Origin of the sequence: Mucilaginibacter sp. OK098 (genome assembly GCF_900142915.1) — a bacterium.
GTDB lineage: Bacteria > Bacteroidota > Bacteroidia > Sphingobacteriales > Sphingobacteriaceae > Mucilaginibacter.
This window is the reverse complement of sequence record NZ_FRCM01000002.1, coordinates 511,514-527,010: the sequence shown is the minus strand read 5'-3', so window position 1 is coordinate 527,010 and position 15,497 is coordinate 511,514. Positions and strand designations below refer to the sequence as shown.

The window sequence follows — 15,497 nt, the reverse complement described above, 5'->3', positions numbered from 1 at the left end:
TGGGAAAAGCTAAAAATGAAAATCATGGAAAAGTTAAAAAGAGAGGAAATGAAAAATGTAACTGGTGGAATCCCGCCGGATTATGGCTGGTCACAGTGCAATGTAAATGGGACTATAAAACAGGAACTTGTTTCCTGCTACCCATGCCCGCATTGTACTACCGGAGGTTTTATTAGCAGCACTTGCTCAACCACCTGTGATTCTTAAGCGGCTTTAAAACTTAAATCATAAATTTGGATTTAAAGCCCCTGTACAATTTATTCTAATTGCTGGTTATCAATTTAATAATTGCTAACCGGCAATTTACATGATAATCAGCTTTAATATTAGTAGCGATTGAAATTGATTTTTTATTTTATTTAATGGCATGCCCTTTAAAATACATGCAAGCCTAAACGCCGGAGCGGAATACGGCAACCAAACAATTAAATAAATAGATTTTATGTAAAACTTTAAAAAGTTAAGCAAAGACGAGATGAAAAATGTAACCGGTGGTATCGTTGGTCATAGAGTACATTGTGTTACTCCTCCTGACGATCACATTGTAGGAGCCGATATCTGCCCCGCTGACGGCGGGCTTGCACTATGCCATGCTAGTGGCTATTATCCTACTTATGCATATTGCACATAATTAGTTTAAAACCCTATTTATCCCGGCATATACTTTATACCGGGATAAGTATTAAATTTTACGCCGGAGGCTCAATAGTTTACTCATGCACAGTGAGAATGTAAAATAATAAATGTGGAAGGGACACCAGTGTTTATTCATGAAAATAAGTATACTTGTTGTATAAGTTAAAAAATTATTACCTATGCCCTTCACCCACTATAAACAACCTGATCAAATGGACTGCGGCCCCACCTGCCTGCGCATGGTGGCAAAGCATTATGGACGTAATTTTACGGTTCAAACGCTCCGCAAATTTTGCGAAATAAACCGGGAAGGTGTTTCTTTGCTGGGCATCAGCGACGCTTCAGAGAAAATAGGCTTTCGCTCTTTGGGCGTTAAGCTTAATCCGCAACAGTTAAAAGAAGCCGAGTTGCCTTGTATTTTGCACTGGCGGCAAAACCATTTTGTGGTGCTGTATAAAATAAAAAATCACAAATATTACCTGGCTGATCCCGCTGCCGGGTTGGTAACCCTTAGTGAAGCTGATTTTACCCGCAGCTGGCTCAGCGATACAGAAAACTTTGAAGGCATTGCCTTGCTTATATCCCCCACTCCTCAGTTTTATGAGCAGGATGATGAAAAAGGCAGCGGAATTAGCTGGTCGTTTTTGTTTCGTTACCTGATAGCCTATCGTAAGCTAATCATACAGTTGCTTTTCGGTTTAGGGATAGGCAGTTTATTACAGCTGATCACACCTTTTTTAACACAATCAGTAGTTGATATAGGGATCAATACCCGCAACCTTAACTTTATCTACATTATCCTTATTGCCCAAACCGCGTTAATAATTGGACGGGTAAGTGTGGAATTTATCCGATCATGGATCTTGTTGCACATCAGTACCCGCATAAATATTTCTATCCTTACGGACTTTTTGATCAAGCTGATGAAGCTGCCCATGAGCTTCTTCGATACCAAAATGACGGGCGATATAATGCAGCGCATGAACGATCAAAAAAATATTCAAACATTTTTAACCGGGTCAACGCTGAGCACTGTATTCTCTATGTTTAACCTGCTGGTTTTTTCGGTAGTGCTGGCTTATTACAACACAGGTGTATTTTTTGTATTTGCAGTAAGCAGCGCTTTGTACATTGCCTGGATAGTGATCTTTTTAAAACAGCGCCGGGTATTAAACTATAAAAGCTTTGAAGTTTCGGCAAAAAACCAAAGCAGCATAGTGCAGCTGATAGGGGGGATGCAGGAAATAAAACTTAACAACTGCGAGCAGCAAAAGCGCTGGGAGTGGGAACATATCCAGGCGCGCCTATTTAAATTTAATGTAAAAAGCCTTGCGCTTAGCCAGTATCAGCAGGGCGGCGCCACTTTTATAAACGAGGGTAAAAATATCCTGATCACATTTTTAAGCGCCCAGGCTGTTATAAACGGTAATTTAACTTTAGGTGCCATGGTTGCGGTGCAATATATTGTTGGCCAGCTAAGCAGCCCCATTGAGCAATTGCTTGGCTTTATGCAGGGTTTCCAGGATGCAAAGATCAGTTTGGAGAGGCTGAACGAAATTCACCAGATGGAAGACGAAGAACCGGTAACTAAAGAATGGAACCATAACCTTCCCGAAGATAAAAGCCTTAGCCTTAATAAGCTTACCTTCCGCTATCCCGGCGCAGGCAATGAGCCGGTATTGGAAAATATAGACCTGAACATACCCCAGGGAAAAACCACAGCAATAGTAGGGATGAGCGGCAGCGGGAAGACCACTATTTTGAAACTTTTGCTCAGGTTTTACGAACCTCAAAAGGGAGAGATAAAAGTAGGTGACCAATCCATCCATAACATTGGCTTTAAAACCTGGCGGGGTCAGTGTGGGGTGGTAATGCAGGATGGTTTTATTTTTTCAGACTCAATAGAAAGAAATATAGCCGTTGGCGATGATTACCCGGATAAGGAAAAACTGCGGCACGCCATTAAAGTAGCCAATATACAGGATTTTATTGACGGCCTGCCACTAGGATTAAATACCAAAATAGGGGCAGAAGGAAACGGAATAAGCCAGGGCCAGCGCCAGCGCATGCTGATAGCCCGTGCGGTTTATAAAAACCCGCAATACATATTTTTTGATGAAGCTACCAATGCACTTGACGCTAATAACGAAAGGGTAATAATGGATAACCTGGCCGAATTTTTTAAAGGACGCACAGTAGTTATCGTTGCGCACAGGTTAAGCACGGTAAGTAATGCCGACAATATTATTTTACTTGATAAAGGGCATATTATTGAGCAGGGCACTCACCACGAATTAACTGCGCTTAAGGGAGATTATTACAAGCTTGTAAAAAATCAATTGGAGCTGGGAACGTAGTTTAGTGATTAGAGACCAGAGGTTAGAGATTAGTTTCATCATATTTTGTAATGCAGATTAAAAAAGAAATCTGCGAAATCATAAAATCATTTAAATCAGTGATCATGCCTACAATATACGCTAATAACAATAACACAGAAACCCGCCATACAGACGACATGCAGGATATTATTACCGCAGTGCCTGGGTGGTTATTACGGTGGGGGATTTCCCTCTTTTTTGGGATCCTGGTTTTGATTGTGGCGTTGGCAGCATTGATAAGGTATCCTGATATTGTAAATGCCCAATTAAAAATAGATTCGCCAAACTCGCCAAAACCGGTTGTGTCAAAAATATCAGGGAAATTAGTTCAGCTGTTGGTGAAAGAAAATGAAACTGTTAAGGCAAATGAGCCCTTAGCCTATTTGGAAAGCACCGCCAGCCACACTAAAGTGCTGGCGCTTATCGCAAATCTGAAAGAATTGCAGCAGCAGGTACTGCAAAATAAACCTTTAAACGGAGCGCTTTTTAACCAGGCTGATAATATACAATTTGGTGAGCTGCAGGCAGGTTACCAGGTATTTTTCCAGGAATATTTGCTATACAGGTCAACCGTGGCTAATGGTTTTTTGGTAAAAAAGAAGACCTACCTGCAAAGAGACCTTACCGATTTAACTAAACAGCAGCAGCAGCTTAAGGCAGAAAAAGCCATTGAGCAAAACGACTTTTCGCTGGCAGATGAGGAATATGAAATGCATAAAAAGCTGGCATCGCAAAAAGTGGAAACCAAGGCTGAGTTCAGGCAGGAGGAAAGCAAATACCTGGCAAAAAAAACCACTCTTTTACAAACAGAATCGGCATTAATAACCGGTGATAATAATTATGCAGCCAAGCAAAAAGAGATCCTGGAGCTGGATAACCAGGTGCAGGAAGAGCGGTCGAAATTTTTGCAGGCGCTTAACAGCCTGATAAGTACTGCCGAAGATTGGAAAAGTAAATATATACTGAGCGCATCGCAAGCAGGTAAGCTTTCATATGCCGGTATTATCCAGCAAAACCAGGTGCTTGCACCAAACCAGGAGGTATTTTACATAGATCCGGGTAATGAAGCTTTTTTTGGGGAGATGACCATATCGCAAAACAACATGGGCAAGGTAAAAGAAGGGCAGCAGGTGCTGGTAAAGCTCAGAAGCTACCCTTTTGAAGAATATGGAATGATCCGCGGAAGGATAAGATACATTGCCGATGTGCCCTATAAAGACAGCGTTTTTATTTCGAAGGTGGATTTTAAGATCATGAACTCATCTGATCTTAAAAAGCCTATCCATCTGAAACAAGGTATGATGGCCGATGCCGAGATCATTACGCAGGATGCAACTATTTTGCAGCGCATTGGCCGGAGCTTTTTCAAAATTGTAGGCAATAAGTAAAAGCAAGAGACAAGATTTCAAGAGACAAGAATCAAGAAAGAGCAACATGAATGAAATATATTACTTGCGCCTTCTTATCTTGATTCTTGTCTCTTGACTTCTTGCTTCTTTTTTATGACTATCACAGTGGTTTGGTAATTAAATACACATAGCCCAAAACGCTGTGCCGGGTGGGTTTATTTATAAACGCAGGCATAATGTTTTCCTGCGGGTAAGTTATAAAGGAGCATATAATAGTAAATTTTGCATGGTTTTGTAGGAGGTAATCCATTGAGCGCTGGTTTACATAAAATACAGTTGCTTTGTGCGATGTAAATTTATCGAACTGTTCTATTGGCAAAAAATTAACCGGCCTTTTGCAATAGAATTGGAAAATATTGTTTTCGGTTTTTAACGAATAGAGCGGGAAGCTGTCAAATGGTTCTTGATTGATGTATTCAGCAGCAGTAGTTTCGCCCTGGTAATTTGCGATCACTTTAAAAAAAACGGTATTGAGGTAAAAACCGACAAATAAAGCAGCCGCACAGCTGAAAAAGAAGAGCTTTTTAGGCGCTTCTTTAACTCGCAATGCTACAAGCAAGATTACGATGCCGAAAAGGAAACAATCAGCAATAAAAAACAAATTGCTATCCGGCTTCAAAAAATAGTTTAGCACAACAATAACAAGCGGCAATGCTATGATAAAGATCCATTGAGAAATAACCCTCAGTTTTGTTCCAAACCGGCTTAATTGATCAAAGCAAATTGGCGCTGTAATAATAGCGAACAGCGGAAAAATTGCATTGGTATAAAAAGGAAGTTGAAAGCCTGAAAACGAAAAAAGCAATAACAACAACAAGCCTCCGCTTAAGGAATAATACTCCGCCAGTTTTTTGTGCTGAATGATGTTTTTTATATTTTTAAATATGGCATAATAAAACAGCAGGCACCAAGGTGCAAATGCCCACAGCAGGGTATGCATATAAAAAAATATACTGCCTGATGCCGCCTTACGATTAATTGGCCCTGTATTTATAAAACGGCCAAACTGACTATCCCACAAAAACCATTTAATACCCGAAACATGATGCATGCCAAAAACTGTTTTTTCGGGATGCAGATCAAACTGAATGTATAAAGCATAAAGCTCGGGCAGCGTGAATATAATAGTAAGTACTATCAGTACTAACCATTTAATTTTAAGCAGATCGGTAAACCTTTTTTTAAAGATGAGCTCCCCAAGTAACGCACCGCCAATGGCAACTATTACAAACAATCCTTTTGTCATAATAGCGCATGCGGTAAGCAGGGCTGCTAATAGCAGGTCGGCAACTGTGTAACGTTCCTGTAGCCTGGAAACATGGTAGATTGCGCCAATAATTAAACCCATAAGGTAAGGCTCGGCCCGCAGATCAGTATTTGACAGCAGTATATGCTGGGCTGTCATCACTATTAATACCGCTATAAACGCTATCTCCTGGTTATAATATTTCCGGGTAAACAGGTAAGTGTATAAAAGGCTGATAAGGAAGAATATCAATGCTGGCAACCTGTAAGCCCAGGTACAGATGCCAAACATTTTAAAGCTTAACATTATAGCCCAAAAAGGAAAATGCGGCTTATCAAGCCAATCGACATTGGTATAGGTAAAAAGCTCAAAAAAATCTTTTTTGTAAACCAGGTTTTTCGCTAATGAGGCATACAGGCCAGGGTCGTCCGTAAAAAATTTAACGTTTATCCCTGCAAGGTTAACCGCAAGCGCTAATACAAATAATAAAAGGTAAAATATTTTATTTGTATCCTTCATTTAATGGTGTGAGCAATTTTAAATATACCGGCAAATATAGCTTAAGCAGTTAAATAAATTTGCAAACGGACAAAGTGACTGGCTTTCAAAATAAAAAAACCTCACACCTTGCGGCATGAGGCCAAAAATCACAACAATTGTTTAACCTTTCGGTCAATTCCTAACTGCAATATGATTCTGATATTTAGAACGTTACAATGTTATTTTTTATTTTATAATAAGGCATGGATATTGAAATTATTTTAACGGCGCTTTTACTTATTTAGGAGCGCAAAGTTATAGCGGCATTAATCTCGTTTATATGTGAATATCACCAAAAAATAATTAACGGTTATTATGGAGGTGAAAATCCAAATTTCGGTTTATCTTTATCTCATAATTATAACCAATAAAAATATTTATTATGAAAGCATTATTTCAATTAAAAACACTTTCGGTTTTTGTATACGCCATTTTAATGTCGTCAATGTTAATGGCACAAAAAGAGAAACCGGCAAGCCCGCACTTAGGCGTAAAAGGTACGGTAGCTGGCGCCAATATCAGCATCCGTTACGGAAGCCCTTATGTAAAAGGCCGTAAAATATGGGGTGGTTTAGAGCCTTATGGTAAAGTTTACCGCGCAGGTGCAGACTCTGCAACTACATTTACTACTGACAAAGCCATTACCGTTGAAGGCAAAGCATTACCGGCAGGGAAATATTCATTTTTTGTTATCCCTGTTGAAAAAGGACAATGGACCGTTATTTTTAACAAAACTGCCGAACAATGGGGAGCATTTGAATACAAAGAAGCCCAGGATCAGTTACGTGTAATGGTAACGCCTAAAAAACATGCCATGAGTGAGTCTCTTACTTATGTAATTACCAAAAAAGGTTTCAGCATGGATTGGGATAAAATAAGCATCCCTGTTTCTATAAAATAATAGCCCTGCACTTATACCTGATTACAATTAGAGCCTTCTGTATTTGCAGGGGGCTTTTTTATTTGCCAATACCCGCATATTGCTATATTTACCCCAAATGGTAAACCAAAGCAACAGAAGAAAATTAAAGGTGAAAGCCATAACCATAGCCGCACTTGCTGTTTCTATTTATTTACTGATGGTATTTGCGGATTATCCAAAAGCCATTGAGCGTTATTTTTCTAAAGGTTTTTACCCCGTTATTTGCTACCTGCTGCATCCTGTTTTAAATATCTTTCCATTTAGTGTTGGCGATATACTATACATTTTTACTATTGGCTACCTTATTTATACGCTCTTTAGATTTATAAAACTTCTTTTTAAAAAGGAGTTTATAGCAGCCGCTTTTTTAGCGGGTGGGATGATAATAAAAGTGCAGGCAGCCATATTGGTTTTTTATTTGTTTTGGGGGATGAATTACTTCCGCCCGTCGGCAGGCGAGCGGTTAAACCTAAGAGATACCAATTATACAACGACCAACCTTAAAGCAGTTACAGCTATGCTTATTGATAGCGCCAACGCCTGTCGTGCCCGTTTAACCCCGGCCGACCTGGCGCAGGGCAACAATGTAATATACCGGACAGCTATGCTGGCGGTTGGCAAATTATCAAATGATTCTGTCAATTTTCGTACTTATCATCCGGGGGTTAAACCATCCATATTAACGCCCCTGCTTAATTATATCGGCACTTCAGGTTACTTTAATCCGTTTACCGGCGAAGCGCAAATAAATTACCAGATGCCGGTTTTTAACAGGCCCGTAGTTGCCTGTCATGAAATGTCGCACCAGATGGGCTATGGTCCTGAGGATGAGGCCGATTTTACAGGTTTCCTGGCAGGGATCGGCTCGCACGATAGATTGCTGCGTTACTCTGCCTATCACCTGGCTGTTGATGAATTTATGCATGCCCTGTATTATCGCGATAGCTTAGCTAACAAGCAACTAAAACCCCGGGTATCAAGAGCCGTTCACCAGGATTTTGTAACGGAGAGGGTTTACTGGATGTCGTACCAAAACAAAGCCGAAATACTGACCAGCATTTTTTACGATCGTTTTTTGAAAGTAAACAACCAACCCCAGGGCCTTGGCACTTATAACCGGATAGTGTTGCTGGTGATGGCGCTTTATAGGGAGAAAGTTCATAGTTAGAAGGGTTCATGGTAAGAAAAAAGTTTGGCACTATTGGGCGTTAATATTTTAGCTATGGACTTTCTTGTAGCCTTCCGGCTATGAACTATGAACCATCAACTATGAACCCCTCCTACAACACCACTCCCGCGGCTGTAAACTTCAAGTCGTTATGGCCAACCATTGCCGAAGTTGCGTAGCCTGTGTCATTGATCAGTAGTTTCTCGTTTTCGGCACGGATATGCAGGCTGTCAACAAAAAACTCCCCTGTAATCCGGATAACTACAATGGGTGAATGAACTTCAAATTCGGCCACTATATTATGCTCCAGGCTCATTGCCGATTCATCATCAAGCTGGTGTACATGAATAATTGTTGTGCCGTCGAGCCGGGATATCATTATGCTGTCGCGTTTTGTTTTAATGGTGTAGGGAGCCCCGGTTACAGGCGTATTTGATAATACTGTAACTGATGTTCCATCTGTATCTTTAATATCAAGGTCAATATCCAGGAAACTATTTTCTGCCGGGGCCGATGTATCGTGATAAATATTGTTGATCCTTAAAAAATGTTTCCAGTTTCCTTCTTCGCCGTAGCTTATGGTTTTGCCTGGTACAATAAATGCGTTCGAACCAATTACAAATGCGTGTTTCATCGTTGTGGGGGTTTATAATATAGTAATAGCATAAACGCCAAAAATGTTTCTGTTATTTTTAGGATGATGAAAGTTTGACAATGGAAACGTTTAGGAAAATCTTTCGTCCTCTTTACAGCAGCAAAGATGGGGCAGGTCGGGCGCGGTAATAACCGGTCCGAAGGAGTCCTTTGGAGATGAGTAAACTCTGCGCGCGATATTAACGCCGGTGCATGGCGTATAGTTGACTCACCCGCCGACGCTACGCTGGGCGACCTCTCTTCGCCTGCGGCGGAAAGAGGTGAAGAAAAGAAAAAATAAAATTCCCCCGCCCTCTTTACCGCTTGCGGAAGAGAGGGCAGGTCGAGCGAAGCAATGACCGGGTGAGTAAACCCTGCGCACGACAATTAACATCGGTGCATGGCGTATAGTTGACTGACCCGCCGACGCTACGTTGGGCGATCTCACTTCGCCTGCGGCGAAAAGAGATAAAAAAGATTTTAGGAAATTTTCTAAAAAAAATGCGTTCGGTATCTCACCCCCGAACGCACACAACATTTTTCTCAAATAATGTTGATCAACTAAATCCCAGATATCATGTTAAATGAAAATCCAAGCTCTTTATGTAACTGGTTGTTAAATCAGTAAAATGAAAATTCAATTATTATGTAACTATATCAAATCCTATACCTAATTATAAAACTTAAGGCTATATTAGATAATTGCAATATGCCAACGTTATACACGAAGTATTATTGCAATTTAATAACTGTAAAAGTAACATTAATTTATAAAGCTGCATAAAAATGGCGGATTTCTTAAATATTGTTTAGAAAAACTATTGTTATAATGAAAAAACAAGTATTTATCGCATTAATACTATCACCATTATTTACTATCGCACAAAAATATTCATCAGTAGAAATTAAACGATTTGAACACGAAGCCCCCCGGGTAACCATAATACGGGATAACTGGGGTGTGCCGCATATTTATGGTAAAACCGATGCTGACGTTGTTTTTGGGATGATGTACACGCAATGCGAGGATAATTTTAAGGGGATTGAAAGGAATTACTTATACCAGTTAGGCAGGCAAAGCGAGGTTGAAGGCGAAAAGGAACTTTATACCGATGTACAGCTGCAATTAATTGCAGATACTGCCGATGCTATTAAAGATTATAAAAACGCCGCTCCCTGGTTCAGGAAATTAATGGATGCTTTTGCCGACGGTGTGAACTATTATTTATACAAACATCCGGATGTTAAACCTGCTGTTTTTCAGCGCTTTGAACCATGGTATGCATTAATGTTTACCGATGGTAGCGTATCGGCAACGGTTACAGGTGGTATTAACTTAAATGAAACGAAGACATTTTATGGCGATGCTTCTGAAAAATTGGGGGTTGTTTATAATCCTAAGATTGATGACAGGGAAACCGGTTCAAATGGATTTGCTATTGCGCCTTCCAGGTCAGCATCGGGGCATGCTATGCTATATATTAATCCGCATGTGCCGTTCTATTTCCGTAGCGAGGTTCAACTGGTAAGTGAGGAAGGGCTGAATGTTTACGGCGCGGTCACCTGGGGGCAGTTTTTTGTTTACCAGGGTTTTAACCCGCACTGCGGCTGGATGCATACCAGCAGCAATGCTGATGTTGCCGATCTGTATGCCGAAAAGGTGACAAAAAAAGACGGACAATGGTATTATGAATACGATGGCAAGCTTAAGCCTGTAATAAGCCGTAAGCTGGTTATGAATATTAAAAATGAAACAGGAGCGGAGCATAAAACCATTACAGGTTATTACACACAGCACGGACCTGTATTGGGTAGCAGGGATGGTAAATGGCTGGCGTTAAAAGCTAATAACCGGTCGTACAATGCGCTGCTTGAATCGTGGCTGATAACCAAGGCTAATACTTTTGCCGAATATAAGAAGGCGATGGACCTGCTCTCAAACGCCACTAACAATACTGTTTATGCTGATGACCAGGGCAATATTGCTTTTTGGTATGGCAACTTTATGCCAAAACGCAACCCGGCATTTGACTGGCGTTTACCTGTTGACGGCGGCACCCCTGCAACCGAATGGCAGGGCCTGCACACGGTGGATGAAATTGTACATGTTTACAACCCTGCGAACGGATGGATCCAGAACTGTAATTCAACGCCGTTTGCTTCATCAGGTAATTACAGTCCGGATAAAAATAAATACCCGGCATACATGGCGCCCGACGGGCAAAACTTCAGGGCGATAAATGCCATTAAACTTTTGAGCGATGCAAAGAATATTACCCTTGACGAACTGATTGATAAAGGCTATAACCATTACCTGGCAGCTTTTGATGTATTGCTGCCGCCGCTATTTAAAGCTTATGATGTTGCACCTGATTCGGTAAAACAAATGCTTGCAGGGCCTTTGCAAATTATGAAGCAATGGGATAAATATTCGGCTGCTAATTCGACAGCTACCACTCTGGCTGTTGAGTGGGGAACTTTAATAATGCGTGCGCTGCCCCGGGCTAAAACGGATGAAGAAAGCATTTATCAAACCGAACGCATAAACACGTTAATGCAAACGCTTACTGCCAAACAACAATTGGAGATCTTTACTGAAGCGATAAATAACCTTAAAACCCGTTATGGCAGCTGGGAAATTAAGTGGGGCGATATTAATCGTTACCAGCGCCCGGCTGATGGGGTTACGTTTAATGATGATGCGCCGAGCCTGCCGGTTGGCGGGGTTGCATCGGCATTTGGACAGTTGCCATCGTTTCAGAGCAGGACTATGGATACTAAAAAACGATACGGATATTCGGGCAATAGCTTTATTGCCGCTGTGGAATTTGGTTCCCGTATTAAGGCAAAAAGTGTTATAACCGGTGGTCAATCGTTCAATCCCGCTTCAAAACACTATACAGATCAGGCTGGCATGTATATTGAAGGTAAGTTTAAGGATGTTTTGTTTTATAAAGCAGATGTGCTTAAACATGCCGAAAAAACCTATCATCCGGGAGAGTAGGGAGGCAAGAGAAGCAAGATTTTAAGAATCAAGAGTCAAGATCAAAAAGCAGAATGCCTGGTTTATGTTCCATTCGTCTTGATTCCTGACTCTTGTCATCTTGATTCTCACCTCTTGTTATCTTGATTCTAAAAGAAGTATATTTGATAATTGCACAGGTTATGGTGCTTTCAAAAAATTAACGTATTGAACAAACAATTACTGTTGTTATGAAAAAATACCTGTTCATGTTGCCGGTAATGCTTTTAGTAAGCTTAAGTATGTACGGGCAAAGTACAAAGTTTAGCGATCTGATCTATTTTACCGGATTAAGTAATGGCGAAGTGTACAATAATTTATTGCAGGGGACCACTTTCAGACAAGATTACAGTGTAAATGTTAACGGCCGTGAGCTTGAATATTTTAAAAACATAACTGGCAAGCCCAATACCGAAAAAATTATGGTGGGCGATTATACCAAATTATACGATGGCTCGGTATTGCGTACAGTTAACTATACCTCTACCGATCCGCAGCATATCTTAAATATGATTAGCCAGGCCAAACGCTTTGGCCTCGAAATGAAATTTCACGGCGCCGATGAAGCCAATAACATTTACCTGTTCGACAGCAGCTTTTACCATGTAAGTATTTACCTGCGCCGCGACCAAACATCAGGCCTGGTTGAAATTAAGCAGAAAGAGTATTTGGGATTGGAGTAGGTTGAAGAAAGTTTGCAGTTTGTAGTAAGCGGTTTGCAGTAATTGGGACTAATATAAAACGTCATGCCGAAACAAGTTCAACATGACATAAGGTGATATTTCTTCAGCTCGAATGATCGTGCAAAATCTTCCAACCATCCCTGGTATGCTGCATCACCAGCGAATACCTGCCGGAACGTTCGGGTAAATTGTTGCCGTATAAGGTGAATCCGCCTGTTAAGAGTGCATATTCATTACCAAGCATCCGCACCTGCATATCGGTATACTTCAAATTTTGTTTGGGCATGCCGTCTTTAAAATACTTTGTTTGGTACAAATCTTTTATCCCACCCATACCGACAGGTCCGGCAGGCATCATCATGGTAGCCGATTGATCATACAGGCTCATAAATGCATCTAATTGCCCTTTGTTCCATTCATCAGCTGCTTTGTTCATAGCATCAGTAATGTTTTTAGCAGCAGAACCTTTTTGCTGCGCTTGAGCATTTGTGCCAAAGGCAATCATCAAAAAGCATAATACCAATGCCGCTTGCTTAAAAATAGCTTTATTCATAACAGTAATTTTTATTTAAATAATAATGATGAACTTAATTACAACTCTTACAACAACTTCAACCTCCTTACAAGCTATTTCTTCTTCTTCGATGCCTTTGCTTGCGGATTAAAATCCAGGGCCAGCTTTATCCACTGGTTAAAGTCTTTTTGGTTGTGAAAAGCCTCTTCACTTACATAAACATAATCGTTCATCACTTTTTCCCGCATTATCATTTGGCGAACGCCGTTTTGCTCTAATACTTTTTCTGTTGCAGCTGCACCAATGCGGCACATCATTTCATCGCCGCTTACGCAAACACACATCTTCCCATCAACCATAAAACATACACCGCGAAACATTTCTTTTTCTTCCACATCGGGCAGGTGCACAAGAGCTTCTCTTATTCTGTCGGCAAGTTTGGTATTGTAGGCCATTTTATTTAGTCATTGTGTCATTGGTCATTAGGAGGTAGCTGGTTACCTGGTATTTTATCCATCTAAATTAATAATAAATTGGGTAAGCGGCAATGCATGGCGTATAGTTTACTCACCCGGCGACGCTTCGCTGGCCGACCTCTCTCTTCACCTGCGGCGGAAAGAGGTAAGGAAAAGAAAAAATAAGATTCTTCAGCCCTCTTTACCGCTCGCGGAAGAGAGGGCAGGTCGAGCGAAGCAATGACCGGGTGAGTAAACTCTGCGCGCGACATTAACGCCAATGCTCAACAAACCAACTTTTGTAAAAAAACGAACCCACCTGAAACATTTTTATCTTTGAATACTCCAACACTAAAGTCTTCCGGACTTTCGGTCTTTTCCGACTTCCGGACTTTTTTTACAAATATTAAAATGTTTCCAAAACACAATCGTCTTCTATATTAAATAACATTGAAGAAATTGATAACCGCCATAGCGCCCGAGGAAAAACACAAGACTATCATACAAGCCATAGGCGAGTATGGTAAAAACTTGCTGGGCTTTATCAGGCGCAGGGTAAAGAACGATGCCGATGCCGAAGACATTCTGCAGGATGTTTGGTACCAGTTCAGCTCGGTTATTAATTCGGAGCCTATTGAGCAAACCGGGGCCTGGCTTTACAGGGTTGCCCGCAATAAAATACTTGATAAGCATAAAAAGCATACCGAGGTTTTGATGGATGATATGCTTGCCGGGGATGAGGATGACGATGATGCGCCGGACTTTAAAGCCATCCTGATGACGGAAGCTACCACACCCGAAACCGAATATGTGCGCAACCTTTTTTGGGAGCAGTTATTTTTTGCGCTTGATGAGCTGCCAACGGAGCAGCGCGAGGTGTTTATGTGGCATGAGCTGGATGATATTCCCTTTAGCGAGATTGCCGAAAATACCGGTATAAATGTGCAAACCCTGGTATCGCGTAAGCGGTATGCGGTAGTGCACCTGCGCAAACGGTTAAAACAATTGTACGAGGAAATTACACAATATTAAAAAACATTAACATGAGATCATTTTTTTATAGAGGGCGGTTTTTATTTATACCACTGGCAGTTGCCGCCATCCTGTCGCTCGTCAGCTTTGTGGTGATGAGTTTGTGGAACTGTTTATTGCCGGGCATATTACACGTTGGTGTAATTACCTTCTGGCAGGCCATGGGCATCTTTATTTTATGCAAAATTCTTTTTGGCTTTGGTAAAGGCGGCGGCCCGGGCAGGGGCCACTGGATGCGCCACCGGATGGAAGAAAAGTTTAAGAACATGACGCCCGAAGAACGCGAAAAATTTAAAGAGAAACTGCAAAACTGCGGTCACGGCCGCTGGGGCAGGCATGGCGGGCATCCTTATTCAAAATATTGGGATGATGCCAAAAATGAGGAGAAGGAGTCTTAAGTCCGGAGTCCATAGTTCTGAGTCAGGAAATAGTTGACTTAGGACTATGGACTTAAGACTATTGGCTAAAATAAAACTGCGGCCTTTTGTCCAGTTTTTCAATTCTCAATAGTTATTGTTTTAGTTTGATGAAAGCCACCAACCCAATGACCAATAACCATAAACCAATGATGGATATATTGATATTTATAACAAGCGTTGAAAAACCCGAGCACGTTATGGAGGTAAAACCTTTGCTAACCGCAGTTCCGGCAATTACAGGCTGGAACTTTGACCTGGAGGATTGTGATAACATCCTGCGGATAGAGGCCAGCAATATTTCGCCCCGGTATATCGAATCGTTGCTGCAAACGGCAGGGTATGATTGCCGCGAGTTGGAGTATTAGGCTGCCTGCTTATGAAAGTGTTAACCGAATTGAAGTGATCCGCTGAGCGTATATTTTGCCGCGTACTCACTGCCC

General features: G+C 41.2%; 14 protein-coding genes and 1 pseudogene. 11 read left to right on the top strand and 4 right to left on the bottom strand.

Translation table 11 applies throughout. The features are described 5' to 3' along the window. Positions 1 to 24 precede the first annotated feature (24 nt). From BUE31_RS30660 to BUE31_RS09425, 4 genes and pseudogenes are all read left to right on the top strand, one after another. Positions 25 to 207 carry a hypothetical protein gene (locus BUE31_RS30660; RefSeq protein ID WP_143167070.1) on the top strand — a complete coding sequence of 61 codons (183 nt, stop codon included), beginning with the start codon at positions 25 to 27 and terminating at the stop codon, positions 205 to 207. Positions 208 to 448: 241 nt separating this feature from the next. Then, positions 449 to 631: pseudogene (locus tag BUE31_RS31665) on the top strand (bacteriocin-like protein); the annotation flags it as partial. Positions 632 to 815: 184 nt separating this feature from the next. Next, complete coding sequence (locus BUE31_RS09430; RefSeq protein WP_073402703.1) at positions 816 to 2,993, top strand: peptidase domain-containing ABC transporter; 2,178 nt, start codon at positions 816 to 818, stop codon at positions 2,991 to 2,993. A 104-nt stretch (positions 2,994 to 3,097) separates the two neighbouring features. Next, positions 3,098 to 4,402 (top strand): HlyD family secretion protein, encoded by a 1,305-nt coding sequence (locus BUE31_RS09425; protein WP_073403133.1) that lies wholly within the window; start codon positions 3,098 to 3,100, stop codon positions 4,400 to 4,402. 121 nt (positions 4,403 to 4,523) lie between these two features. Here BUE31_RS09425 and BUE31_RS09420 read toward each other — a convergent pair whose 3' ends face one another. After that, positions 4,524 to 6,188, bottom strand: a complete 1,665-nt coding sequence (locus tag BUE31_RS09420; protein ID WP_073402702.1) for an ArnT family glycosyltransferase — start codon at positions 6,186 to 6,188, stop codon at positions 4,524 to 4,526. 403 nt (positions 6,189 to 6,591) lie between these two features. On the opposite strand from BUE31_RS09420, the gene BUE31_RS09415 reads away from it, so the two are divergent. Continuing rightward, complete coding sequence (locus BUE31_RS09415) at positions 6,592 to 7,110, top strand: DUF2911 domain-containing protein (RefSeq protein ID WP_073402701.1); 519 nt, start codon at positions 6,592 to 6,594, stop codon at positions 7,108 to 7,110. Positions 7,111 to 7,207: 97 nt separating this feature from the next. Continuing rightward, on the top strand, positions 7,208 to 8,299 hold the full coding sequence (locus tag BUE31_RS09410; protein WP_073402700.1) for a DUF3810 domain-containing protein: 1,092 nt from the start codon (positions 7,208 to 7,210) through the stop codon (positions 8,297 to 8,299). Between the two features lie 112 nt (positions 8,300 to 8,411). Here BUE31_RS09410 and BUE31_RS09405 read toward each other — a convergent pair whose 3' ends face one another. Next, positions 8,412 to 8,933 (bottom strand): hypothetical protein, encoded by a 522-nt coding sequence (locus tag BUE31_RS09405; RefSeq protein ID WP_073402699.1) that lies wholly within the window; start codon positions 8,931 to 8,933, stop codon positions 8,412 to 8,414. Between the two features lie 828 nt (positions 8,934 to 9,761). On the opposite strand from BUE31_RS09405, the gene BUE31_RS09400 reads away from it, so the two are divergent. Both BUE31_RS09400 and BUE31_RS09395 read left to right on the top strand, forming a co-directional pair. Then, entirely contained in the window at positions 9,762 to 11,936 is a 2,175-nt protein-coding gene (locus BUE31_RS09400) for a penicillin acylase family protein (protein ID WP_073402698.1), read from the top strand. Between the two features lie 209 nt (positions 11,937 to 12,145). Beyond that, complete coding sequence (locus BUE31_RS09395) at positions 12,146 to 12,637, top strand: hypothetical protein (protein ID WP_073402696.1); 492 nt, start codon at positions 12,146 to 12,148, stop codon at positions 12,635 to 12,637. 103 nt (positions 12,638 to 12,740) lie between these two features. Here the strand turns inward: BUE31_RS09395 and BUE31_RS09390 are convergent, their stop codons facing one another. Both BUE31_RS09390 and BUE31_RS09385 read right to left on the bottom strand, forming a co-directional pair. Further along, complete coding sequence (locus tag BUE31_RS09390; RefSeq protein WP_073402693.1) at positions 12,741 to 13,190, bottom strand: YybH family protein; 450 nt, start codon at positions 13,188 to 13,190, stop codon at positions 12,741 to 12,743. A gap of 74 nt (positions 13,191 to 13,264) precedes the next feature. Beyond that, positions 13,265 to 13,606 carry a TfoX/Sxy family protein gene (locus tag BUE31_RS09385; protein ID WP_073402690.1) on the bottom strand — a complete coding sequence of 114 codons (342 nt, stop codon included), beginning with the start codon at positions 13,604 to 13,606 and terminating at the stop codon, positions 13,265 to 13,267. Between the two features lie 450 nt (positions 13,607 to 14,056). Between BUE31_RS09385 and BUE31_RS09380 the strand changes: the two genes are divergently transcribed. The 3 genes from BUE31_RS09380 (at position 14,057) to BUE31_RS09370 (ending at position 15,422) form a co-directional block, all read left to right on the top strand. Then, entirely contained in the window at positions 14,057 to 14,638 is a 582-nt protein-coding gene (locus BUE31_RS09380; RefSeq protein WP_073402688.1) for an RNA polymerase sigma factor, read from the top strand. A gap of 11 nt (positions 14,639 to 14,649) precedes the next feature. Beyond that, positions 14,650 to 15,036, top strand: a complete 387-nt coding sequence (locus BUE31_RS09375) for a hypothetical protein (RefSeq protein WP_073402686.1) — start codon at positions 14,650 to 14,652, stop codon at positions 15,034 to 15,036. A 128-nt stretch (positions 15,037 to 15,164) separates the two neighbouring features. Beyond that, entirely contained in the window at positions 15,165 to 15,422 is a 258-nt protein-coding gene (locus tag BUE31_RS09370; RefSeq protein WP_083619577.1) for a hypothetical protein, read from the top strand. Positions 15,423 to 15,497 lie beyond the last annotated feature (75 nt).